Annotated in this window: 23 protein-coding genes, 4 pseudogenes and 1 riboswitch; of the genes and pseudogenes, 18 read left to right on the forward strand and 9 right to left on the reverse strand. The window is 37.0% G+C overall.

Annotation, left to right across the window (positions count from 1 at the left end; genetic code table 11):
* Positions 1-101: 101 nt before the first annotated feature.
* From thiH to thiE, 6 genes and pseudogenes are all read left to right on the forward strand, one after another.
* Positions 102-1,187 (forward strand): annotated as a pseudogene (gene thiH / locus A194_RS0101420) (2-iminoacetate synthase ThiH); the annotation flags it as partial.
* The gene (tenI, locus tag A194_RS0101425; protein ID WP_017185104.1) at positions 1,188-1,802 is read left to right on the forward strand and encodes a thiazole tautomerase TenI; all 615 of its coding nucleotides are present in this window, start codon (positions 1,188-1,190) and stop codon (positions 1,800-1,802) included.
* Positions 1,786-1,989 carry a sulfur carrier protein ThiS gene (gene thiS / locus A194_RS0101430; protein ID WP_017185105.1) on the forward strand — a complete coding sequence of 68 codons (204 nt, stop codon included), beginning with the start codon at positions 1,786-1,788 and terminating at the stop codon, positions 1,987-1,989. The genes tenI and thiS overlap by 17 nt, the downstream gene beginning before the upstream one ends.
* 17 nt (positions 1,990-2,006) lie before the next feature.
* The gene (locus A194_RS0101435) at positions 2,007-3,026 is read left to right on the forward strand and encodes a thiazole biosynthesis adenylyltransferase ThiF (protein WP_017185106.1); all 1,020 of its coding nucleotides are present in this window, start codon (positions 2,007-2,009) and stop codon (positions 3,024-3,026) included.
* 15 nt (positions 3,027-3,041) lie between these two features.
* Positions 3,042-3,848, forward strand: coding sequence for a bifunctional hydroxymethylpyrimidine kinase/phosphomethylpyrimidine kinase (thiD, locus tag A194_RS0101440; RefSeq protein ID WP_017185107.1), 807 nt, complete (start codon positions 3,042-3,044; stop codon positions 3,846-3,848).
* Positions 3,845-4,489 (forward strand): thiamine phosphate synthase, encoded by a 645-nt coding sequence (gene thiE, locus A194_RS0101445; RefSeq protein ID WP_017185108.1) that lies wholly within the window; start codon positions 3,845-3,847, stop codon positions 4,487-4,489. The genes thiD and thiE overlap by 4 nt, the downstream gene beginning before the upstream one ends.
* A 58-nt stretch (positions 4,490-4,547) precedes the next feature.
* On the opposite strand, the gene A194_RS0101450 is transcribed toward thiE, so the two are convergent.
* Positions 4,548-5,627: a metallophosphoesterase gene (locus A194_RS0101450; protein WP_017185109.1), complete on the reverse strand. Its 1,080-nt coding sequence runs from the start codon at positions 5,625-5,627 to the stop codon at positions 4,548-4,550.
* 142 nt (positions 5,628-5,769) lie between these two features.
* On the opposite strand from A194_RS0101450, the gene A194_RS0101455 reads away from it, so the two are divergent.
* From A194_RS0101455 to A194_RS0101470, 4 genes and pseudogenes are all read left to right on the forward strand, one after another.
* On the forward strand, positions 5,770-6,249 hold the full coding sequence (locus A194_RS0101455; RefSeq protein WP_017185110.1) for an NUDIX hydrolase: 480 nt from the start codon (positions 5,770-5,772) through the stop codon (positions 6,247-6,249).
* A gap of 18 nt (positions 6,250-6,267) precedes the next feature.
* The gene (locus tag A194_RS0101460; protein ID WP_017185111.1) at positions 6,268-7,134 is read left to right on the forward strand and encodes a GNAT family N-acetyltransferase; all 867 of its coding nucleotides are present in this window, start codon (positions 6,268-6,270) and stop codon (positions 7,132-7,134) included.
* Between the two features lie 239 nt (positions 7,135-7,373).
* Positions 7,374-7,583, forward strand: a pseudogene (locus tag A194_RS20610) (NUDIX domain-containing protein); the annotation flags it as partial.
* 12 nt (positions 7,584-7,595) lie between these two features.
* Positions 7,596-8,114, forward strand: a complete 519-nt coding sequence (locus A194_RS0101470) for a GNAT family N-acetyltransferase (RefSeq protein WP_017185112.1) — start codon at positions 7,596-7,598, stop codon at positions 8,112-8,114.
* Between the two features lie 69 nt (positions 8,115-8,183).
* Here the strand turns inward: A194_RS0101470 and A194_RS0101475 are convergent, their stop codons facing one another.
* A complete protein-coding gene (locus A194_RS0101475) occupies positions 8,184-11,387 on the reverse strand; it encodes a DEAD/DEAH box helicase (protein ID WP_017185113.1) in 3,204 nt (1,067 codons plus the stop codon).
* A gap of 147 nt (positions 11,388-11,534) precedes the next feature.
* Positions 11,535-12,424, reverse strand: a pseudogene (gene dapA / locus A194_RS16870) (4-hydroxy-tetrahydrodipicolinate synthase).
* A gap of 114 nt (positions 12,425-12,538) precedes the next feature.
* Positions 12,539-12,720, reverse strand: a riboswitch (Lysine riboswitch).
* A 201-nt stretch (positions 12,721-12,921) separates the two neighbouring features.
* Between dapA and A194_RS0101485 the strand changes: the two are divergent.
* Positions 12,922-13,698 carry a Cof-type HAD-IIB family hydrolase gene (locus A194_RS0101485; protein WP_017185114.1) on the forward strand — a complete coding sequence of 259 codons (777 nt, stop codon included), beginning with the start codon at positions 12,922-12,924 and terminating at the stop codon, positions 13,696-13,698.
* A gap of 56 nt (positions 13,699-13,754) precedes the next feature.
* On the opposite strand, the gene A194_RS20905 is transcribed toward A194_RS0101485, so the two are convergent.
* Together A194_RS20905 and A194_RS16875 are read right to left on the reverse strand one after the other, a co-directional pair.
* On the reverse strand, positions 13,755-14,219 hold the full coding sequence (locus A194_RS20905; RefSeq protein ID WP_202800433.1) for a prolyl oligopeptidase family serine peptidase: 465 nt from the start codon (positions 14,217-14,219) through the stop codon (positions 13,755-13,757).
* Positions 14,209-15,570: a S9 family peptidase gene (locus A194_RS16875; protein ID WP_017185116.1), complete on the reverse strand. Its 1,362-nt coding sequence runs from the start codon at positions 15,568-15,570 to the stop codon at positions 14,209-14,211. The genes A194_RS20905 and A194_RS16875 overlap by 11 nt, the downstream gene beginning before the upstream one ends.
* Positions 15,571-15,683: 113 nt before the next feature.
* Here A194_RS16875 and A194_RS20160 point away from each other — a divergent pair, with 113 nt between their 5' ends.
* Positions 15,684-15,821, forward strand: a complete 138-nt coding sequence (locus tag A194_RS20160; RefSeq protein WP_157783013.1) for a hypothetical protein — start codon at positions 15,684-15,686, stop codon at positions 15,819-15,821.
* A gap of 150 nt (positions 15,822-15,971) precedes the next feature.
* On the opposite strand, the gene A194_RS0101505 is transcribed toward A194_RS20160, so the two are convergent.
* The 3 genes from A194_RS0101505 to guaC all read right to left on the reverse strand — a co-directional run bounded on the left by A194_RS0101505 (position 15,972) and on the right by guaC (position 19,790).
* The gene (locus A194_RS0101505) at positions 15,972-17,495 is read right to left on the reverse strand and encodes a glycine betaine uptake BCCT transporter (RefSeq protein ID WP_017185119.1); all 1,524 of its coding nucleotides are present in this window, start codon (positions 17,493-17,495) and stop codon (positions 15,972-15,974) included.
* 79 nt (positions 17,496-17,574) lie between these two features.
* A complete protein-coding gene (locus tag A194_RS0101510) occupies positions 17,575-18,717 on the reverse strand; it encodes a trans-sulfuration enzyme family protein (RefSeq protein WP_017185120.1) in 1,143 nt (380 codons plus the stop codon).
* An 89-nt stretch (positions 18,718-18,806) separates the two neighbouring features.
* The gene (guaC, locus tag A194_RS0101515) at positions 18,807-19,790 is read right to left on the reverse strand and encodes a GMP reductase (protein ID WP_017185121.1); all 984 of its coding nucleotides are present in this window, start codon (positions 19,788-19,790) and stop codon (positions 18,807-18,809) included.
* Positions 19,791-19,965: 175 nt separating this feature from the next.
* Here guaC and A194_RS0101520 point away from each other — a divergent pair, with 175 nt between their 5' ends.
* From A194_RS0101520 to A194_RS16880, 5 genes and pseudogenes are all read left to right on the forward strand, one after another.
* Positions 19,966-20,412: a DUF2243 domain-containing protein gene (locus tag A194_RS0101520; RefSeq protein ID WP_017185122.1), complete on the forward strand. Its 447-nt coding sequence runs from the start codon at positions 19,966-19,968 to the stop codon at positions 20,410-20,412.
* Entirely contained in the window at positions 20,409-21,212 is an 804-nt protein-coding gene (locus A194_RS0101525) for a cytochrome c oxidase assembly protein (protein WP_017185123.1), read from the forward strand. The genes A194_RS0101520 and A194_RS0101525 overlap by 4 nt, the downstream gene beginning before the upstream one ends.
* Positions 21,213-21,520: 308 nt before the next feature.
* Positions 21,521-22,060, forward strand: a complete 540-nt coding sequence (locus A194_RS0101530) for a ribonuclease FAU-1 family protein (RefSeq protein WP_017185124.1) — start codon at positions 21,521-21,523, stop codon at positions 22,058-22,060.
* A 13-nt stretch (positions 22,061-22,073) separates the two neighbouring features.
* Positions 22,074-22,625 carry a nucleoside/nucleotide kinase family protein gene (locus A194_RS0101535; protein ID WP_017185125.1) on the forward strand — a complete coding sequence of 184 codons (552 nt, stop codon included), beginning with the start codon at positions 22,074-22,076 and terminating at the stop codon, positions 22,623-22,625.
* Positions 22,622-23,055: pseudogene (locus A194_RS16880) on the forward strand (GNAT family N-acetyltransferase). The gene A194_RS0101535 and the pseudogene A194_RS16880 overlap by 4 nt, the downstream one beginning before the upstream one ends.
* A 16-nt stretch (positions 23,056-23,071) precedes the next feature.
* On the opposite strand, the gene A194_RS0101545 reads toward A194_RS16880, so the two are convergent.
* On the reverse strand, positions 23,072-23,644 hold the full coding sequence (locus tag A194_RS0101545; RefSeq protein WP_017185127.1) for a GNAT family N-acetyltransferase: 573 nt from the start codon (positions 23,642-23,644) through the stop codon (positions 23,072-23,074).
* Positions 23,645-23,739: 95 nt separating this feature from the next.
* Here A194_RS0101545 and A194_RS0101550 point away from each other — a divergent pair, with 95 nt between their 5' ends.
* Positions 23,740-24,384, forward strand: a complete 645-nt coding sequence (locus tag A194_RS0101550; RefSeq protein ID WP_029424945.1) for an aminoglycoside phosphotransferase family protein — start codon at positions 23,740-23,742, stop codon at positions 24,382-24,384.
* Position 24,385 lies beyond the last annotated feature (1 nt).

A 24,385-nucleotide genomic window follows, 5' to 3' on the forward strand; every position in this document is an offset into this window, starting at 1 on the left:
TCTGGTTTAGGAGCATCTTCAACGAAAGCGAATGCTTCTTCTCCACTTACAGGATTTCTACACTCATAAAAAGGATGATTTAACGTGAGTTTTATAACGTATTAGAGAAGGTCAATCAACTTCCTTTAGAAGACATGATGGAAAATGTCACACACCAAGATGTTGAAAGAGCACTACAAAAAGACCGAATTAATGAAGAGGATTACTTTGCTTTGTTGTCACCGAAAGCTGAATCATATTTAGAAGAAATGGCTCAAAGAGCACATCAACTAACGGTTCAACATTTTGGCAACACGATGCAAATTTTCTTGCCACTTTATGTATCAGATTACTGTGTTAATACGTGTAAATATTGTAGCTTCAGTGTCGACAATGATTTTCCGCGTCGAATTTTAACGATGACAGAGCTTGAAGAAGAAGCGAAAGTGATTGCGGATATGGGGGTTGAACACATTATCATCCTCTCTGGTGAATCGATGATGCACTCGTCTGTGAAATATCTTAAACAGTGCATGAAAGTGTTGAAGAAATATTTCTCTTCAGTCGGATTAGAAATTCAGCCGATGGATACAGAACAGTACGAAGAGATCGTTGATAGTGGTATTGATAATTTAACGGTTTATCAAGAAGTTTATGATGAAGAAATTTACCGTGAATTACACACAAAAGGGCCTAAACGTTTCTTTAAGTATCGCTTGGACACACCTGAGCGTGGTTGTGAAGCAGGTATGCGAGCTGTTTCAATTGCAGCACTGTTAGGGTTAAATGATTGGCGTCGTGAAAGCTATATTACAGGGTTACATGCGCAATATTTACAACAGAAGTATTTAGACGTTGAAGTTGGAGTAGCCTTTCCGAGAATTCAACCGAATGCCGGTAGCTTCCAACCTAGAGTAGAAGTAACCGATCAAAACTTAGTTCAAGCCATGCTAGCTTATCGTATTTTTCAGCCACATTCAGGCATTACGGTTTCAACGAGAGAGCGTCCAGAGTTTCGTGAGCAAATTTTACCGCTCGGTCCGACGAAAATGTCAGCATCATCATCAACTGTCGTCGGTGGTTACAGTGAACCTGATAACACCCAAAGTCAGTTTGAAATCTCTGATGAACGCTCAGTTGATGAAGTTAAACAAATGTTGTTAAGTCATGGCTATCAACCGGTTATGAAAGATTGGCAGTTGATTTAAATGACTGAAGGAATCCATTTAATTTCAAATGGTAAACAGTCTTTAGAGCAATTTGTAAGTGTCGCACAAGCGGTATCACCTTACGTCAACCATATTCATATTAGAGAAAAACATCGAACAGATGATGAACTCGTTAAGTGGATTGATGAGTTAGTGAAAAACGGCGTTTCGAAAGATCAACTCGTCATTAATGAACGTGTCGCGTTGGCAGTTCAAACGGGGGTTCAAGGTATTCAAATAACGGATCATAGTGAAGATGTCTCTTCTGTCCGAACAAAATACCCTAATCTATTAATTGGTCGATCAGTCCATTCCATTGAGGAAGCTCAACATGCGGCAAGTGGTGGGGCAGATTATGTCATTTTTGGGCATATTTTTGAGACGAATTCTAAACCAGGTATACCCCCACGAGGTTTAAAACAATTAGAACAGTTGACTGAGTCTATTAATATTCCTGTCATTGCCATTGGTGGAATAACACCTGAACGAGTGGAAAGTGTGATGGCTCATGGTGCTCGGGGTGTTGCTGTCATGTCAGGTTTAATAGATTCAGAGAAACCAATAGAAGAAGCCAAGCATTATCTAGGAGGTGTTCGTCATGGTTATTCATGTTAATGGGGAGCAGCGTGAATTATTGAATGATATTCAAACTGTTTCTGACTTGCTTAATCATTTTGAATTAGCTGATAAGAAAATCATCGTTGAACTAAACGCTAACATTGTTGATTCAAGTCAACACGAAGAAATAACAGTACAAGATGGTGATCGAGTGGAGCTCGTTCACTTCGTTGGCGGTGGTTGATTAAAGGAGGCCATCAGATGAAGGAACGTTACTCAAGACAAATATTATTTGACGGGATCGGGGAAGAAGGGCAGCTAAAGTTACAAAAAAAGCACGTCTTAATTATCGGTGCAGGAGCTTTAGGAACAGGTAATGCAGAAATTTTAACCCGCGCAGGTGTCGGTCGAATAACGATTGTTGATCGTGATTACGTAGAGGTAAGTAATTTACAAAGGCAACAGTTATATACTGAACGTGATGCCAATGACAGAATACCTAAGGCGGTTGCCGCTCAAAAAAGGTTACGCGAAATTAACCCTGACATTGAAGTGGACGGGAAAATCATGGACGTTACTGTGGAGGAAATCGATCGACTTGTTTCTAATGTGGATTTAATTATTGATGCGACCGATAACTTTGATATTCGTTTTTTAATTAATGATGTTGCACAAAAATACGGTGTTCCATGGATTTACGGTGGGTGTGTCAGTAGTTATGGGATCAGCTTTACAGTTTTACCGGGTGAGACGCCTTGCTTGAATTGTTTACTTGAAACGATCCCGCTCGGTGGTGCAACTTGTGATACCGTTGGCGTCATTGCACCAGCAGTTCAAATGGTCGTCGCCTACCAAGCGGCTGAAGCAATTAAAATTTTCGTAGAAGATTTTGAAGCAGTTCGTCGGAAGCTCGTTTCGTTTGATTTATGGAAAAATGAACAATCAGCTATTGATGTTAGCCGATTGAAAAAGGAAGATTGTCCATCTTGTGGAGAATCCCCAACTTATCCATATTTATCATATGAGAACCAGACGAAAACAGCAGTTCTTTGTGGTCGTAACACGGTGCAAATTCGACCACCGAAAAAAGTTAACCGTGATTTGAACGCTTTAGTAACACAGTTAGAAAAACAAGGTGGAGCAATTGAACAAAACCCATTTTTAGTCTCATATCATTCTGAAAATAGACGTGTTGTCTTTTTCAAAGATGGACGTGTGCTCATTCACGGAATGAAAGATATCGTAGAAGCGAAAAAGATTTATCATCAATTATTAGGTTAGTAGGGAGGAATAGGTGTGACGGTAGCAAAAGCATTAACAATCGCTGGTTCTGACTCTGGTGGCGGAGCAGGAATTCAAGCAGATTTAAAGACGTTTCAAGAATTAAAAACATATGGCATGTCAGTCCTAACAGCTGTTACAGCGCAAAACACATTAGGCGTACAAGGCGTTTATCCTCTAACTGTAAGCCAAGTTGAAGAACAGCTAGATTCAATTGGAGCAGATTTAAAGCCTAATGCCTTAAAAACGGGGATGTTATTTAGTGCAGAAATTATTGAAACTGTAGCGAAAAAAATTCAACAATATGAAATGAATAATGTTGTCATTGATCCTGTTATGATTGCAAAGGGTGGCGCAAAATTGTTACAAGATGAAGCAATCGATGCGATGAAAAAGCATTTAATACCAGTTGCAACCGTTGTAACACCCAATATCCCTGAAGCTGAAGCAATTACAGGCTTAACGTTAAATTCTATAGATGACCGAAAAGAAGCGGCTAAACGTTTATACCACTTAGGTGCACAAAATATCATCATTAAAGGTGGTCATGGCGAGGAAAAGGAAGTAATCGACCTTATATATGATGGTGAGACCTTTACACAATTAATAAACGACCGTCAGTATACAGAAAACACACACGGTACAGGGTGTACATTTGCAGCTGCCATTGCGGCTGAACTTGCAAAAGATGCAGGTAGTCTAGATGCCATTCGTGTTGCAAGGGAATTTATTCAAGTTGCGATTGAAGATGGTTTACACATTGGATCTGGTCATGGACCAACGAATCATTGGGCATTTCAAAGTAGGAGAGCGAAAGTATGATTAAACAAAACAATTTAAAGAAACAATTATCATTATACTTTGTTATGGGTAGTCAAAATTGTAAGTATGATCCTGTTGAGACTTTAGAAAAGGCAATTCAAGGCGGTGTCACGTTCTTTCAGTTTCGAGAAAAAGGAGAAGGTTCTAGAACAGGTGAAGGAAAGATCGAGTTAGGACTTCAGCTTAAAGAAGTTTGCCATCAATATGACGTTCCTTTTATTGTTAATGATGACCTTGGACTCGCTATAGAGTTAGACGCAGACGGATTACATATCGGCCAAGAAGATGGGGATATGAAGAAAATTAAAGATTCCCTTAAGAGTCATCAATTATTTGGGGTTTCAACTCACAATGTTGAAGAAGCATTAGAGGCTCATCGAATAGGCGTAGACTATATCGGCGTTGGGCCTATGTTTAACACGAATACGAAAGAAGATATTGAGGAAGTAAGAGGCCCTGTCGTTATTAAAGAGATTAGGGAACAACTGCCTGGTATACCGCTTGTCGGAATTGGCGGAATTAAACACAATAACGCGTTAAAAGTTATTGAGGCAGGTGCAGATGGGGTAGCAGTGATCTCGGATATAGCTGAGGCTGATTTTCCAACGAGAGCTGCTGAACGAATGTTAAAAGACATATAATATTAGTATCACATAAAGAGCATTAGATGATCTTTTGTCATTTAATGCTCTTCTTTAATTATATACAACTCTTTGGTACCCAACCAACGTCACCGTTTTTCTTTTTAATTAACATATACCCCTCACAACTGTGATCTAAAATATATACTTCCTCATTAGCGTTAACGGAAAGGATGGAAGTACTAACTTCATTTGTTTTAGCTTGATCTCTATTTCTATCTACTAAATATTCATTTTTAATCCATTGATTTATATTAAGACTATTATTTTTACATAATGTGAAGTTTTCTTCTTCCTTTATAATAGATACTTCAAAGTGGGGATAGCTTACTGTCCCCTTAATTGGTTGCGTAGGTGTGTAATCTCTTTGTATGTAAGATTGATTAGATAATGAGTCAACGAACCTATGGGATAAATGGTCATCTTCAATAATTAAAGCATTTAGTTGACCGTCTCTTTTAATTTTATTTCCCCCATCGATGGCACTAATTCGCTTATCATAGTCAATCAATGGATTATTGGAACTTATGTCATTTATACGATAATTAGATACAGGCCAATGACCTACTATGACTATTTTCTGTTCTGAATGTCCTTTTTCATAGAAAGAAGGAGTAGTTAATGCTGCCTTTTCATCAGTTTGCTCCAAAGTTTCATTTAACCCTGCATGAATGATAATGAATTGTTCTGTTTCATAAGCTGTAGGTAATGAATCTAACCAGTCAATTTCATCTTTAAAGTTTTTATAATAATAATTAGCTAAATCGTTTATGTCGTGGAAGTCGTCTAATGTTTTATTATTCATCTCTAGCATTTCATTAAGAACAGATTTTCTACCGTCTTTCATATAGTCTAAAATGGCTTCGTGACCTTCAAAAACATAACGGTGGAGAATATCACAATTACCTTTCGTCACGAATACTCGCTCAGACTTTGATGATAATTGTTTTACATAATGGATCACGCCAAGACTGTTGTCACCTTTCTCACAAAGATCACCATTTATAAATAAGTAATCGTCAGTTGTATAATCAACTTTATTTAATAGTTTTTTGAATAAATCTAAACTACCATGAATATCTGATATGAAAATGATTCGTCTGTTCTTTTCTAATTTCAACTTCGTAACATCAATCAATGTGTTCTCTCCTATCTTTCAATGCTTCTCATATAATATCATAAAATTAAAAATGTTTGGTTTACTTTCTAATTTTAGGAAGGGGGATGTTGATTTTTGTTGAATTACTTTATATTAAGAGCAAAATTTAGGAGGTAATAAGATGTCCTTTCCTACACATATAGTTGCTTGCGGTGGAATTGTTGAAGATGAACATGGAAATATCCTTCTTGTAAAAGAGCATCATGGTGGCTGGGTATTTCCTGGTGGGCAAGTTGAAATTGGTGAAAATCTTGAAGATGGTGTTATTCGAGAGGTGAAAGAAGAAAGTGGGATTGATGTTGTCGTTTCTCGCTTAGTGGGAGTTTATTCAAATACAGGTGTTCATAAGTGGTATGATGGTGTGACAGATGTTCCGACAAAAGTTATGTTTGACTTCGTTTGTGAGCCGATTGGTGGTGAGTTAACCACTTCAGAAGAAACAACTGACAGCAGATGGGTACCTAAGAATGACGTGTTAGACTGGATTGAAGCTTCAGCGATTCGTACACGTTATCAAAGCTATTTAGATGGTGAGCGAGTAAAGTATATGGATTATTTAACAAGACCAAACTTTGAAGTGAAAAGGGATCGTGAAATTTAATAAAATAGGATGATTAACTTGAGTGATGACCATTATAAAATAACGAAACGACTATTAAGAATTATGAGAAGAGCTGAAGAGAGTATAGATCAATTAGGCATTAATGCTCTAACAACAATTGATCTATTTATAGCTTTCCAAAATGAAAAAAATGGAGCACTTGGTGAGGTTGCAAGTAAGGTTAATGTTGACTTAGAAAAAATAGCAACGAAGAGAGAGGTAGAACTTGAACAAGTCAATAATTATAATCTTTTCAATGAGAAAGTATCAAGTGAGGTATTAACCGTTTTTGAAGCGGCCTGTGAATATATGAGGCGGTACAATCAAGTCTTCTTGAACGAGGGGCATGTCCTTAAAGCTTTAATAAAAGAATCAAGTGTGATTAATCAGCATGTGTCCGATGAAGACAAAAAGTTATTGTTAACGTTGGGGACTAGTTCAAGAGATATGATTACATATTTAGGGGAGTATCAATTCCCAGCAATTCGTGATTTAAACATTCAAAGTGTTGAACTTGTAGATCAACACGATTTAGTAATGTTTGTTAGAAACGAATTCTCACAGGAATGGTCAAATACTATTGAACAAGGTCTATCAATGAATCAAAAATCTATTTATGTTGCATATGATGATTTCGGTCAGTTAATAGGTTTTGCAGCATACGATGTTTTTAAAGGAAAGAAAGGTTACATAGGTCCAATAGGAGTCACCTCTTCTAACAGAACAAGTGGAGTAGGGTATGCCTTACTTCATTATTGTTTAAGAGATATGAAGGAGATTGGTTATGCGTATGCTGTTATTGGTGGTGCAGGGCCAATTGAGTTTTTTGAAAAGGCTTGTCGTGCAGTTGTCATTCCATCAACGTATACAACAAATGAGGTGTAAAAGGTGGTCAAGTTACAAAGCCATGGTGTCGAGTTTGTGAGTTTTATTGAAGTTTCCGAAGCCCAAATAGACCAATACGAACCGGTTAGTGGCTCATATGCTATCATCAACTGCCGAGGTAAACTTTTAATCTGTTATAACATTTGGCGTGGGCAATGGGAGTTCCCAGCTGGTAGTGAGAAGGTGAGGAAACACCAGAGGATTGTGCAAAACGAGAGCTTTATGAAGAAACGGGTCAAGAGGTTAAGAACCTTACATTTAAAGGACTTTTGAAATCAAAAGTTATAAAGAGTGGAGCGGTTAAATACAACCCAGTATTCTATGGCGAACTAGAAGAGTTACAACCATTTAAACCAAACGATGAAACTTCTAATATTATGCTATGGGATGGCTTAGAACCGATCGATTCATTTGATTCTCTGGATATAAGATTAATAGATTATTTTTGAGTAGGTGGTCTTATGGATGTTAGTAGAATAATTGTAAGGGAAGGATTAACGAAAGATGCAGAAGTGACGTTAGAGATTCAAAAAGAAGTTATTAAGGAAAAAGATTTTTTAGTTACAGCTGAAGAAGAGTTTGTTCGTTCAGTTGAAGACCATAGTAAGTGGATAGAGAAATTATTGGATAATGAGTGTGAAACTTTTTTAGTTGCAGAAGTAGATGCACAAGTTGTTGGATGGCTAGCTTTTCAATCACCAAATCGAAAAAGGTTAATGCACACTGGCTCAATTGGTATGATGGTTGACCTAAGGTTCAGGGGGAAAGGTGTAGGTCATGCCTTATTAGCTAGCTTACTTGAATGGTCTAAACAAAATCCAACAATTGAGAAAGTCAACTTAGCAGTATTCTCTTCTAATGTTAAAGCGATTGATTTATATAAAAAGTTTGGGTTTGAAGAAGAGGGGAGGAAAGTGAAAGAGATCAAGTTTGAAAATGGTGACTATGTTGATGATATTTTAATGACTAAATTTGTTTAAATATTTAAGAGATGATTGTAAGTGAAAAATAAATAAAACTCCTCAGCGGTTAATGCTGAGGAGTTTTTGTTAGACATTTAATAGCTCACGAATATCTTGTTCGCTAAGGCTTTGGAATGTCGTTTCACCTGGTTGAATAATGTTTTCAATCAATTCACGTTTACGTTGTTGTAAGGAATGGATTTTCTCTTCAATTGTACCTTTCGTAATAAGACGGAATACTTGGACGACGTTTTGTTGTCCCATACGGTGTGCACGTCCCGCTGCTTGTTCTTCAACGGCAGGGTTCCACCATAAGTCATATAAGATGACGGTGTCTGCACCGGTTAAGTTTAGTCCAGTCCCCCCTGCTTTTAATGAAATGAGGAAAATCTCTTTCTCGCCTTCATTAAATCGTTCAACCATTTCAACGCGATCTTTGGACGGTGTTTGTCCGTCTAAATAAAAAGCGTCCTGATTTGATTCGGATAATTTGTTGTGAATAATTTTAAGCATGCTCGAAAATTGTGAGAAGATTAATATTCTCTTTTCACTTTCACGTGCTGTTTCGACCATTTCGAGTAATTGATTGAGTTTGCCAGATTCTCCATCATAGTCTTCAATGAAAAGTGAAGGGTGACAGCAAAGCTGGCGTAGTCGAGTTAACCCGGCTAGTATTTTCATCCTGTTCTTTTGAAACCCTTCTGTCGATAAAGCGTTAGCTGTCTCGCCTTGAATTTTCTCTAAGTAACCGAGATAAAGTTGTTTCTGTTTCGTCGTAAGCTCTGAATGTTGGACTGTTTCGATCTTATCGGGTAACTCAGTTAATACGTCTTCTTTAATTCGTCTTAAAATGAACGGTCGGCTCATTCTTGAAATTTGTTGTTCCGGTAAGTTACGAAACTCTTTTTTCGCTGGGAAAAAGCCTGGTAAAATAACGTCAAATAAAGACCAAAGTTCATCGAGTGAGTTCTCAATCGGTGTTCCGCTTAGCGCGAAACGTTTTCTTGCCCGAATAGCTCTAACGGCTTTAGCTTGTTTCGTTAAACTGTTTTTAATTGCTTGTGCTTCATCTAAAATTAATGTTGAAAACTGCATCGATTGATAGTGCTCGATGTCTTGTCGAACTAAAGGATAAGATGTAATAATCACGTCGTATTGATCGACATCCTTTAATACGAGTTCACGCTCTCCGACTGACCCGTGAACGACTTTAATGTTCATATTTGGGGCAAACTTCTCAAATTCAGCTTGCCAGTTATAAACTAAAGAAGCTGGCGCTACAATGATCGCTGGTTGAACGCTTGCGTTTTCATCTTTTTCAGACTGAAGAAAAGCGATTGCTTGTAGCGTCTTACCTAACCCCATGTCATCGGCTAAAATGCCACCAAATTGATAACGGCTCAACGATTTCAACCATTGGAAGCCGACTTTTTGATATTCACGCATGTCGGCATTTAGTGATGAAGGAATAGGTGCTTTAAAGTTTTCAGGGTTTTTAATGTCTTGGATGAGCTTTTCGAATGCTTCGTTATATTTTCGTTTTAACCCTTGAGAGATTTCATCGATTTGTAGTCCACGATAGGCCGGAAGTTGTATTGTTCCTTCGTTAATGTCTTGTGTGTTTAATCGAAGCTCTTTTAACATGTGTGACATTTCGGCAAAAGAATCATCTTGTAATGGCACGTAAGACCCGTTCGGTAAGCGGTAAAAACGCTTCTTCTCAACGACGGATTGGATGATCTGACTAATTTCATTCTGGTCAATGTCACCAAGGTCAAAATCGACTTCTAAAAAATTTTCGTTAGAGTCGTATTCAACGTTCACTGTCGGGTATTCAATGTCGTCTAATAATAAGTTTCTAACCGTTTGAGTTGAATAAATTGCTATGGACTCATCTAGTTGAGGAAGCACATCGTATAAAAACGAAAAAACTTCCTCTTCATCATCTAAATAAAGCTCTTGGCCGTTGAACTTAAATGATGCATATTCAATTAAACTCATAATTTTATTTTCTTCAACGACATCACGGACTAAAATGTGTTCATGACTTTGCTTTTGTATGTGATCCGGTTGCATTGGATCAATGACAATATCATCATAATTATAACGAACGTTAGCCGTTAACCGGTCTTCATCAAGGTCTAAATGCATCGTCGCTTGAAGAGGAGGGTTAACGATTGATTGCTGCACTTTTTCAGACATTTGTACATTACCGAGTTCTTCTAAGTTAGGGATAACATGTGAGATGAACGAATCAGCTTGTTGCTTTTTAATTGGAACTGATGCTTGCTTACTTCTGTATAAAAGCTTATACAAGTCGTTCATAATGTTCATTTGTTTGTTATTAAGTTTGAAAAAGGTTTCGTTTTCACGAATGATCCCATAATCTTTGAAATATTGAGCATCATGAAAGTCATCTAAAGTTAACTCGTATTGCTCTTCATTTTGGTTTAATGAAAATTGGAATGGCACACCATTTTCTACCCAATTGATCTCACCGTAATACTCGTTATTATATTCTAGCTGACAATGACAGTCCGCAAGTGCTCGTAGCAATTGTTGGGCGATTACAGGCGGAATGGTCATGGCTTTAGAACTTGGTGGTGTTTGCCACCTATTATCATAAAATACATCGTTACGGTACATTTCGAGTAATAGATTTACAGCTTGTTGGTCTTCATCAGTAAACTGATGGATTTCAGGATCATAGCTAAAGTTCGGTGTGAAATAGTGTTCTTTTTGCTCATCTACACTTTCTAAAAACTTTTTCAAGCTTTTGACGACGTATGTTCTTCCAACCCCTAGTTTCATTTCTATAGACAACATATGATCATGTAACAACGGGTCATATGGTTTTAAAATAAATTCGACTTGCAATGTTTCTTTAGTAGTTGAGTTTCCTTGAAGGTGGTTGGAAAGTAACTGGATCATTTCAGTTGAATAATCACGTTGTTCTTGTTGAAAACGATTGTATTGTTTAAGGCGGCTATTAAAGTCGTCATAATGTGTGATTTCTGCTTCTAGTTCATTTGAAATTTTAAGTAAAACAGCAACAGAATGTTTACATTGATTATATTGACTGTGAGCAGGGCAGTCACAAGAATAGGAAACTTGCGTAGAGTCAACTTTGACCTTTACATTATAAAGCTCACTTCCAAGCACTCTCGCTTGGTATTGATCAAGATCCTCATTATATTGCATATGTACAACTTTTCCTAGATTATAATAGACTAATCCTCTCTGATAGACTGTGGTAGAAAATAAGTCTTTTATCCAACGGTCCGTTAACATCAACTCATACCTCAATTCTATTGATCTTACTATTATGTATTCATTTCTATCATAACATTAGTAGTATTGACTTTATAACTGTTTCTCATAACAGACAAAATAAAAAAGAACAAGCGATCAAATCACTTGTTCTTTTAAAAAGGTTTATTAGCCTACATCTTCTCGGCTTCTATACTCGTTAATTAATTGTGTTAGTGACGCACGTTCTGTGTCGTTTAACGGAATGAGTGGTAAACGAACACCGCCAACTGATACACCGATTTGGTTCAATGCTTCTTTAACTGGTGTTGGGCTTGGCGCTGAGAACATTGCGTTCATAAACGGTACGATATAACCATGCATTCTAGAAGCAAATGCGACATCACCGTTGTGTAGTGCATTTAACATTTGTTGCATTTCATTCCCGATTACATGGCTGATACAGAAACAACCCCAGTACCACCTACTGCAACGGTCGGTAATGTTTGACTGTCTTCACCTGTGTATAAAGTGAATTCAGGAGCAGTGTTGTTAATAATGGTAGTCACTTGGTCTAAGTCACCGCTTGCTTCTTTAACGGATACAATGTTTTCGATTTGTGATAAACGAATGATCGTATCTGGTGACATGCCAACAGCACTACGGCCTGGAATATTGTAAAGCATTACTGGTAAGTTAATGTTATTTGCGATTGTACTAAAATGTTGGTACATACCTTCTTGGGATGGTTTGTTGTAATATGGTGTTACTAACATAACCGCATCAACACCGATTGATTCTGCTTCTTTAGAAAGTTCGATTGATTCTTTAGTGTTATTAGAGCCAGTACCTGCAATAACTGGAACACGCCCGTTAACTTCATCAACTGTTAGACGGAATAAATGTAATTTTTCTTCATGTGTTAACGTTGGTGATTCACCTGTTGTCCCTGCAACAACTAAACCATCTGATCCGTTTTGGATTAAATAGTTGATCAAACTTCTTGTTGCATCGTAATCGACTTCACCATTTTGATCGAATGGCGTTACCATTGCTGTAATCACTTGACCAAAATTCATGATACACACACCCTTTTCAATAAAATTTGTAAATCGTTCACCTCTAGGTGTGGAGGACCAAAAAAGCAACAACGAGAGGGCTCGTTGTTGCTTAAGAACATCATGTAGTCCTAAGTCAGAGATAGCCCTCCATATAGTCTCCTATATGACAGCTCTGCATCTTTTAAATATCAGAACCAGCTTCACGATTGTGAGAAAATCGTTAAAGCTTCGGCAAATTCCCCTTTTCATATGCTTCAAAAGAGCTCACTCTCTTCCACATATGTACTCATGGTTTTTGCTCCTCTATCCTTACTTTAAAAAGTTTAAAATAAGAAAGGTTTTATTTAGTTACTTACAATGTACCAAAGTAAAATTGAAAAAACAAGCTAAAACCATGAAAATATTAATAAATATAAAGAATTGTGATTAAAAATTAGCATTGCTTTTAAGTTGGCATATTAAATAGCCTCATATATAATAATGGAGAATTTCATTATTTCGATGGAGGCATTAATATGACTAACCAACATATCGTTTTCTTTGATATAGACGGTACCCTTTTAGACGAAGATAAAAACTTACCCCTTTCAGCTAAACAAGCAATCCAACAATTAAAAGACAACGGCCATGAAGTTGCAATCGCAACCGGACGAGCGCCTTTTATGTATGAAGATCTAAGAAATGAATTAGGCATTGATACATACATTAGCTTCAATGGTCAGTATGTTGTGCTTAAAGGTGAAGTGATTTATAAAAATCCGTTAGACCCTAAATCACTTGATAAGATGGTTCAAGAAACGAATGAAAACAATCATCCCGTAGTTTATATGGATCATGTGGACATGAAGGCTAATGTTCCTGAACATGATTATATTACTGAAAGTATCTCTTCACTTAAAATAGATCAGTTCCCAACTTATGATCCGGAGTATAAAAACCGTGAGCTATATCAGGCTCTCATCTTTTGCGAACAAAGCGAAGAAGACGTATATGAAAAGCAGTTTGACAACTTTGATTTTATTCGTTGGCATGAGTTATCGACTGATGTTATCCCAGCTGGTGGATCAAAAGCAGAAGGGATTGAAAAAATCATTGAGCGTTTAAATATTCCTAAGGAGCGTGTTGCTACATTTGGTGATTCGTTAAATGATCTTGAAATGTTATCACAGTTTCCTTTAGGTGTTGCGATGGGGAATGGTCATGAACGAGCGAAAGAAGCTGCACATTTTGAGACTAACCGAGTCGATGAAGATGGTGTGATGCAAGGGTTAAAGTTATTAGGGTTATTATAAAGTCATTAAAAGGCACCTTCATTCAATGTGAAGGTGCCTTACATTTAAGCTATTTATTATAAATATTGATCCAAAAATTCTTTAATAGCATGATACCCTTTAATTCTATTATTCCTCTTAGTAAACCCATGGCCCTCATCATCAAAGACTATATACTCAACAGGCATGTTGTTATTCTTAACAGCTTCTACAATTTCATCTGATTCTTCTTGAAGAACTCTTGGGTCATTAGCTCCTTGTAAGACAATCAGTGGTTTTGAAATGTTCTCAGCATGGAAGAGAGGTGAAATGCTTCTAATGTATTCATTCTCTTCGTATGGATCACCAATTTTCTTATATAAAACATCGCGCATGGCTTCCCACCAAGGTGGAATACTTTTCAATGTTCGCTCCCAATTTGAAACACCGAAAATATCAACGCCTAATTCAAATTCCTCAGGTTGGAAAGCCATAGCTGCAAGGACCATGTATCCTCCATAACTACCGCCAATAATCCCAATACGATTTTCGTCAATATAAATCTAGGGAGGCTAAGTAGTTTTTACCTTCAATACAATCTTGAAGGTCTACTTCTCCGTGTTTTTTGTCAGCTGCTTTAAAAAACGTCTTACCATATCCAGAACTACCACGATTGTTAACAGCTAAGATGGCATAACCATGATTCGCTAAGTATTGAAACAGGGGATTATAATCGACAGTTGACTGTCCACCTGGTCCACCGTGGACAAAGACGAGTGCCGGTATCTTTTCATCATGTTCATGGTGAGGTTTATAATATATTGCAGGAATCGATAAGTCGTCGAACGATGAATAATGGACGACTTCAGCTTTCACCAAATCGTTTGGATTTATTTCTGGATTCAACGTGTCTGTTAAACGAGTAAGAGATTTTGTCGTTAAGTTATAACAATATAGATTGCTCGGTGCATTAGAACTGTTCAATGTGAATGCTAATGTCTCTTCATCTTTTGAGATCGACACACTACTAATTTGACCTTCGGGTAAATTTTCGATTTTAACATAATTGCCAGTAGCTGTTTCCAATAGTTTAACTTCTGTTTTTCCGTTGTTGTTAATAGCGTAAATAAGGTATTTATAGTTATAAGAGAATTTAGCCATTATAATATCCCAATCCTCAATGGCAACTGTCTCAATTGATTGAGTGGTTAAATTCATACGCTTTAAGTGTGAGAACTCATGGTTTTCATTTGTTAAATAGTATAGGTAACTAGAAGTTTGATCGAATGTGACAGGGATATACTCAATATCACCTTCATGTTCAGAAATATGCTCAGCACCGTTCTCCTTTGAATAAATATACATATCTGTATTATTTGGTTTAGCTGTTTTGTATAGAGCAATGTATTTCTTGTTAGGTGAAACCGCTGCAATGTTATAGCCTTCTTTATTTTTGAAAACCATTTGAGAAGTAAAGGAATCAATGTCCATTTTGTGTAAATCCATGAATCGCTCATCACGTTTATTGGATTCAAAGAAGAAACTTCTCTCGTCTTCAGCCCACCCGAAAAATTCTGCTTTTGCTTGTTCACTAGGTGTTAAGTCTGTTACTTTACCGTTTTCTTCACGTAAGTAAATGTGGTTTAATTCATTACCACCTTCATCACTATCATATAAAAAGCGCTTGTCATGAGGAAAGTAACTAACTGGGAAAATAGCATTAGTGGTCGACTCTGTTAATTGGGTCGGTAGTTTGTCCTTAAGCTGAATGGAAAATGCATTAAATACACCTGTACGGTCACTGGCGTATAAAATGGAAGAGCCATCATGAGATAAAGCAGCCCCTGCAATGTTTTCTGTGTTTTCAAATTGTTCAATTGTGTACTTTTTTACCGTTTTAATATTTTCGGACATAAAAATCGCCTTCTTTCTTAGTAGTCTTTGATTCACTTTAAACCTATTCTACTTCGTATTGCTAAAATCCTTCTTTTAGGATATATTTGGAAGAAGGGAAAAAAGTCGCGACTATGTCAGATTTTGAAGGAGCATCAACAACTAATATTGCAAATCAAGATTACGAAGCTTTAGTGATTGAATTTAAAGATGCAAGTCTAGTTAAAGAATTCACAGAAGAGCATGAAGGTCAATATTTACCTTTATATTAGATGATGAAGTGCTTGCTAAACCTAGAGTAGGCGCACCAATTGAAAGTTCAAGTTTAGTGATTGATGGTTTAGAACATGAGGAACTCGAAAAAGTTAAAAGAATCTTAAATGACTAAAGGTCTAGAGCTTAATTAACTCTAGACCTTTTTTTTATTTCTTTTTCTGACTTTTAATTTCACCAATGCCAAGCTCTTTTCCTTCTTTATAAATCGCTTTAATGAAGCTAATCACCATGAGTAACATAATAATTGAGAATGGAAGTGCTGCGACGATCATCGTATTTTCTAAGGCTTGTAAACCGCCAGTGTAAAGTAATGCTAAAGCTGTTGAAGATAGGATTACACCCCAGATGAGCTTAATCCTTCTACCTGGATGGTGCGAACCATTCGTTGTCATCATGCCTAATACATACGTACCTGAGTCAGCAGATGTAATAAAGAATGTACTAATTAAAATAATCGCAACCACTGATGCAATTATACCGAAAGGATAATGTGAAAACAGCCCAAACAGCATTTCTTCAGTCGCTAAATTCGATAGTGTATCAACACCTGTATGTTCAATAGAAATAGCTGAACCACCGAAAGTTGAAAACCATAAAAATCCGATCAGTGAAGGAATAATGAGAACGGTGAATACAAACTCTCTTATGCTACGGCCACGAGATACTCTGGCGATAAAAATACCAACAAATGGCGACCAAGCAATCCACCAGGCCCAATAGAAAATAGTCCAGGCGTCAATCCACTCGCGAACTTCTTCATTAAGTGGTGCTATGCGAAAGCTCATTGCTGGTAAGTTTTGAACATAGCTTCCTAATGAATTCGTAAACATATTCATAATAAATAACGTAGGTCCGACTATAATCATAAACAAAAATAGAAGGACAGCGAGTACCATATTGACGTTACTTAAAATTTTAATTCCTTTAGCTAGTCCTGTCCAAGCAGAGATCATAAATAAAACGGTAACGATGGTTATAATAATGAGTTGAAGCATAAAACCACTTGGAATATCAAGCAAGTATGCTAAACCTCCGTTAATTTGTACCGCTCCGAAACCGAGAGTTGTCGCTACACCAATGACTGTCGCAACAACAGCTAATATATCAATGACTTTACCAGTGCTACCTTCCATACTTTTTCGACCGAATAATGGGTGAAGTGTAGCACTAATTAATCCTGTTCTATCATGTCTGAAGCTAAAATAAGCTAAAATCAATGCGACGATTCCGTATATTCCCCATGCATGAATCCCCCAATGGAAAAACGTGTAGTTCATCGCCTCTTTAACAGCTTCATCTGTTCCAAGTTCACTAGCTGTAGGAGACATAAGTGAGTAGTGGTTAATCGGTTCAGCTGACCCCCAAAACACTAGCCCAATCCCCATACCTGCACTGAATAACATGGCAATCCAAGTCGGACGACTGAATTCAGGCTTTTCGTCTTGCTTTCCGAGTCTTATTTTTCCTAAAGGTGTAATTAAAAAAACTAAACAAACGATAGTGAAGAAAGTAACTGCTATTAAGTAATACCAGCCAAAAGTTTCAGAAATAAATATTTGTACATTAGTTGTTATTTCCTCAAGTCCATTTGGCCAAAATATCCCTAAGCCAACTAGTATTAACATAATGGCTACGGAAGCTATAAAGACAGTAGTCATTTTTTTACGCATAAATAATGTGCTCCTTTCTTCACGTATTGTTTGAAGAAAAGAGCACTTATATTCCTAACCTTGGGTTTGGTAAATAGTGTTATTTTGCTGTTTGAATAGCTTTCAACAACTGGTTGGCAATGTCTTGAGTTTCCTCAATACCTATTGAAATTCGGACAACAAATTCGTTAATGCCAAGCTTTTGTCGTTCTTCATCAGTTAGTGCACGGTGTGATGTAGCAATAGGGTATGAAACAGTCGTTTCCACACCAGCAAGTGTAGGAACAATTTTAATCCAATCTAATGATTTGAAAAATGTATCCACATCAACGTGGTGAGCTAGTTCAATAGTGACAATTGCACCATGACCATTCTCAGAAACATTTTGAGGGTAAAAAACGTGTTTGATGTCTTCTGATTGTTGTAGTTGCCCAGCTACAGCATTTGCATTTTCTGATTGCTGTTTCATTCTTAAAGCTAGCGTTTTTAATCCGCGTTGCGTTAGCCAAGCCTCAAATGGGCTTAAGTTAGTGCCGAGACCGACGACTTTTTGATTGGCTTTATTAATTAAATCCTCATGTCCGACGACAACGCCTGAAGTAACGTCACTATGGCCACCGATGTATTTGGTAGCGCTATGGGCAACTATGTCAACTCCTTGCATATAAGGTTGTAAAAGATACGGAGTCGCAAATGTGTTATCGACCATTGTCTTTAAATTGTGCTCTTTGGCTATGTTGACGAGCTGTTCAATGTTTTCTACACGTAAAAATGGGTTGGTGATCGATTCAGTATATAAAAGTTTCGTATTCGGTTGAATCGCTTGTTTAATCGCATCACCAGAACTAAAGTCAACAATCGTGTATTCGATTCCAAAGCTAGCTAACTGTTTTGTGATGAGTTGTTGCGTACCGCCGTATAAGTCCCCTGCTGCCACGATGTGATCACCTGCTTCAACGACTGAAAATATGCCAGCCATAATCGCAGAAATACCAGAAGATGAAGCGACGCCTGCTGGAGCACCTTCTAATTGTGCAACAGCTTGTCCAAGTTCATTTGTATTCGGGTTATTTTCTCTACTATATAGGTAAGGAACGTCTCCGGTGTAGTAGCTTTCAACATGATCTAAATCTTTAAACGTAAAAGCTGATGTTTGATAAATCGGTGTCGATTTAGACTGACCGACATTTTGTTGTGAAATATTGTTATGAACGATTTTAGTGTTAAAGGATTGTTTTGTCATAATCGAGAGACTCCTTCGTACAAAGTGTATTTTTGCTAGTATATAATAATCGGACAAAATAAAAAAGGTGAGATGAACTCACCTTTTAATTAAAGTACTTTATCTCCATTAAAGATTGAATTTTTTACAACGACATAATCAACTTGGCGAATGGAATCAAGTTGCTTCCCACCAGCATAAGAAATGGCTGATTGTAGGTCTTGTTCCATTTCCGTTAAAGTATCTCGTAATGCCCCTTTATGTTCAACGTGCATTTTTTTACCTTCTACGTTTTTCTTCTCGCCTTTTTGGAATTCTGAAGCAGAACCAAAATACTCTTTATAAAGTTTCCCGTCTTTTTCTACTGTTTGACCAGGTGATTCTTCATGGCCTGCAAATAAAGAGCCAACCATAACCATTGATGCACCAAAACGGATCGACTTGGCAATATCACCGTGTGTACGAATGCCTCCGTCAGCAATAATTGGTTTTGAAGCGGCTTTAGCGCACCAACGAAGAGCTGCTAACTGCCAACCACCTGTTCCAAATCCAGTTTTAATCTTTGTAATACATACTTTACCTGGGCCTATGCCAACTTTTGTCGCATCTGCTCCTGCATTTTCTAACTCTCTTACAGCTTCTGGCGTGCCGACATTACCAGCGATGACGAAACTTTTCGGTAAGTAATATTTAATGTGTTCAATCATGTTGATGACTAAATCCGAGTGTCCGTGTGCAATGTCAATTGTGATGTAATCAGGCACTAGTTGATCTTCAGATAACTGTTTAACGAAATCAAATTCATCTTCCTTAACACCAACACTAATAGATGAAACAAGGTTCTGACTTTGCATCTCCTTAATGAAATCTACTCGTGTTTCAGGATTAAAGCGATGCATGATATAAAAGTACCCATTTTGCGCTAAGTACGTCGCAATATTTTCATCGATAATCGTCTGCATATTGGCAGGTACGACTGGTAGCTTAAAGGAATGGTCACCGAATTGAATCGCTGTATCACATTCTGAACGACTATTAATAATACATTTGTTTGGGATTAACTGTACGTCTTCATAATCAAACACATTTTCCATTGGGATCTCTCCTTAAATAACGAATGATGTTTTCGGTTTGTTTTATATTGTTCGTATTACAATTGTAATTTACATGATTTTGTTATTGATGTCAAAGATGAATTGAGAAAAAGTGAATAATTATTGTGAAATAGGGAAGGATGTTTGGTTAAAAAGTGTTTAAGGAGAGAAATATATGAAAAAAAGAAATATATGGGCTGGAGCTTTGTTTGGAATAGGTGCTATAGCCTTTTTTGATGAATTGGTATTTCATCAGTTATTGCAATGGCATCACTTCTATGATTGGTCGACTTCAGAAATAGGGATTATTTCAGATGGATTATTTGGTGCATTTGGTTGGTTTGCGACTATTGGCGGCCTTTTTTTATTAGCAGATATAAAAAGGCGTAAAGGTTTTAATTCGTTACGTTTTTGGGGCGGGGTTATACTAGGAGCTGGAGCATTTCAGCTCTATGATGGGATTATTCAGCACAAAATTTTACGTATTCATCAAATTAGGTATGTAGACAATGTCATAATTTATGATCTTGTATGGAATATATCAGCCGCGGTTATGATTATTATTGGAATTGTGATGCTTAGAAGGGCTAGTAAAAAAGACCGAGGGGAAGAGGCTGTATGAATCATCAGCATTATGAACATACAAGTTCTTTGACAGATGTGGGAGGGGTGTTCTCACAAATTTTATTAGCTATTCCTTTTGTTGTGGCTCTAATACTTTACATAATAGCATTGGTTGTTTCAAATCGACGTGGAAGAGGGTGGGCAATTTACCGTACAGTTTTTATGATTGTAGGGATTTGCTTAGCATTAATCTCTGTTATTGGTCCACTTGCTGTAAAGGCACATATGGATTTCACTTACCATATGCTTGGGCATTTGTTACTTGGTATGTTAGCCCCCTTATTAATTGCCTTATCTGCTCCTATGACATTACTTTTGCGTGCGTTGTCTGTTAAAAATGCTAAGCGATTAACACGAATTTTGAGGTTAAAGATCGTCGGTTTCTTTACTGACCCAATCGTTGCTTCAATTCTAAACATTGGTGGTCTATGGGTTCTTTATCGTACGGAATTATATATGGCGATGCATGAGTCGTTGTTACTTCATTTGATCATTCATATGCACGTGTTTTTAGCAGGTTATTTATTTACGATTTCGCTAATTTATATAGATCCAGTACCTCATCGAAGAACTTATATGTACCGGACGATTGTCTTTATTTTTGCTTTAGCCGGTCACGGTATTTTATCGAAGCAAATTTATGCTTATCCTCCTGCTGGTGTACCAATTCATGAGGCGCAAAGTGGGGGGATGCTGATGTACTATGGCGGGGACGTCATCGATGCGGTTATTATTGTTATTTTATTTTACCAATGGTATCAGTCTAGGGCTCCGCGATCAGCTGTGGCTGCAACTTAAGTATTGAGCGCTGATATTTTGGTGTGAACGCTGATAAAAAATTGTGAGTGCTGATAAAAATTCGTGAGCGCCGATAAATCTTCATGAACGCTGATAAAAGTTTACGAGCGCTGATAAAATCTCTCGAACGCACGCCAAATAAATTACGTGAGCGCCAAAAAAGGTGCCGCGAACGCCAAATAAATTTCACGAGCGCCAAAAAAACTTACAAGCACTTATTTATTTTCAAGTCCACCTTCAAGGAAATAGAACACGATTTGTCGAATAAGGTAGAGAGTGACTTTAGCAATTGGGGAGAGGTTAAATAGGTGTTGAAGAGAAGGTATGCTGATCGCTCCGAGTGGTCGAGGGTAAAAGACAGAGACTATACGCAATCATATTTTGATGACGATTATTTTAAAGGGTATGTAACTTTACTAAAAATTAACCAAGTTTCTGAACCGCTTGATGTTTCTTATGGAGGTCGTGAAATTTGTATTGTTGATAATGGGTATATATGGTTACAGCACTTTCCGGAAGGACAGCATTTCACAGTTACAACAATGTTTAACGGAAAAGGTGAAGTGATTCAATGGTATATCGATTTATCGCTAAGGAATGGTATAGAGAATGCGGTTCCATATTATGATGATTTATTTTTGGATATAGTCGTTTTGCCTAACGGTCAAGTATTTTTGTTAGATGAGGATGAACTCCAGGACGCATTTGCTCATGGCATGATAGATGAAGATTTGTACAATCTAGCGTATCGAGAAGCGAATCGGTTGCTTTGGATGATCGAGTTAGATCAATTTAAGTTATTGAATTATATTGAATTGCATAAAGAAGAATTGATGAAAAAGTTATGAAGAGAGGTATGAGATGAACAAGAAGCCTTTTATCGTCTCTATTGCCGCAGTATCAGGTGGTGGTAAAACGACGATTACGAACCAATTGATAGAGAATTTACCGGAATCAGAAGCGTTATATTTTGATGATTATGAATTTGAAGGCGCTCCTAGCAATCTAGTTAAGTGGGTTCATGATGGTGCTAATTATAATGTTTGGATTCTAACCCCTTTAGTTCATGATATCCAGTCGATTATTGAAAGGGAACAAGTTAAATATCTTATATTAGATTTTCCTTTCGCCTATTTGAATGAACAAATGAAAACCTATATAGACCTTGCTATTTATATAGACACACCACTTGATGTGGCGCTGGCACGGCGGATGGTTAGGGATTTTGAAGGGCAAACAGTTTCGGAGGTTATGGGTGATCTAAAGTTTTATTTAAAATATGGACGAGAAGCATTTTGGGCGATGGAGTATGTTAAAGAAAATTCAGACATGATTGTCGATGGGACAAAACCTTTAGAAGTATTAGTTAATGTCATTTTAGAGAAATTAGAAAGCAAGGTGAATACAGTTTGAATCAATTAACCATTAAAACTCTTAAATCGAAAGAAGAACTAGCAAAAGCTTTCCCGATTATGAATCAATTAAGAACACACTTGGATGTGTATACATATTTGGATTTAGTAGAGGATGCGCAACAATATGATCAATACCAAATGGCTGCTTTGTATGATCAAGGAGAGATGGTAGCCGTTGTAGGTTTTAAGCCGATGATTACGCTTTACTATGGCCGGTTTGTTTGGGTGTGTGACTTAGTGACTGACACTAATAAGCGTTCAAAAGGTTATGGAGAAATGTTGCTTGATTATGTTCAAAAATGGGCTAAGGAACATGGATATGAAAGTGTCGCTCTGTCATCTGGTTAAGTCGTACAGACGCGCACCGTTTTTATGAAGAGAAGATGGGTTACGATAAAGTAAGTTACGTGTTTAAAAGAGATTTATAACTTACTTTACCGAAACTTATTTTGTCATAGATTCATAGTCTTCTTTTAAAATGGCATACATTTTTAAATCTTTATAATGACCTTTGACGAACATACTTTTCCTTAATGTTCCTTCATAAGTCATGCCAACTTTTTGCATGACGCGTTCTGAACCTTTGTTTTCGGCAAAACATCTAGCTTCAATACGTACAAGGTCCATATTTTCAAAGCCAAACTTAATCAACGCTTGAACTGCTTCAGTCATAATTCCGTTACCCCAATATTGATTAGAAAGAACGTAGCCAATTTCAGCTTTCTGATGTGCTGGTTTCCACCAAATGTAGTCGACGGTTCCAATGATCTTCTTAGTATCTTTAAGTTCAATTCCAAAAGGTGCAACGTCATGGTTTTGATATTGATCTAAAGCAAACTGAACAAAGTCTTTCGTATCATCGAGGGATTGGTGGGTGTTCCAACTAACATATTGAGACACTTCATCTTTAGAAGTGTATTTATGGATGTCTTCAACATCATCCATTGTTAGCTTTCTAATTTTTAAACGATCGGTTTCTAGTGTAGGGAAGTCACTATAAACATCTTCAATCTTCATGAACTCATCTCCCGAAAGGTATTTCTAATTATTATACATAAACTTTTAGGAATTTACAGTAAATTTCTAATGAAAATCAATAAAGGTGGTTACGTATGGAAAAATTACAAGGACTTTTCGTAAAGAGTGTAAATCATTATTTCCCTGATGAAGGTGAAGCATGGCTTCGTAAGTTGCCTGATTTAATTAACTATTGTGAGCAGAAGTGGTCAATTACGGTTAAAAAACCATATTCATTATCCATTAACTATGTTGCCCCTGCAGTAACTAGAATGGGAAAAGAACTCGTCGTAAAGATTTGTATACCTGGCGAAGGGTTTATGAATGAATTGGAAGCACTTCAATTGTTTGAAGGAAAAGGAATGGTTCAGTTAGTTGACTGGGATGAAGATTATGGCTTATTCCTCTTAGAAAAAATAAATCCTGGGACTTATTTGGTAGATGTATTAGAAGATGAAGAAGCTTGCGAAATTGCTGCGGATGTTATTAACAAATTACATAAAGAACCACCAAAACAAACACGATTCATACCTACTGTGACATCAAGAGAGCAAAATTTTAAAAGAATTGTAGAAAAGAATCCTAATGGTTTGGGACCTATTTCAAGAGATGAATTGAGGTTGGCTTTAACGATCTTCTCTTATCTAAATAAAACAACTAAAAAGCAGTATTTGTTACATGGCGACTTTCATCACTATAATGTTCTAAAAAGTGTGAACGGGAACTGGATTGCTATTTGAT

It is taken from the genome of Alkalibacillus haloalkaliphilus C5 (assembly GCF_000269905.1).
In the GTDB taxonomy this organism is placed as follows: Bacteria; Bacillota; Bacilli; order Bacillales; family Alkalibacillaceae; genus Alkalibacillus; species Alkalibacillus haloalkaliphilus_A.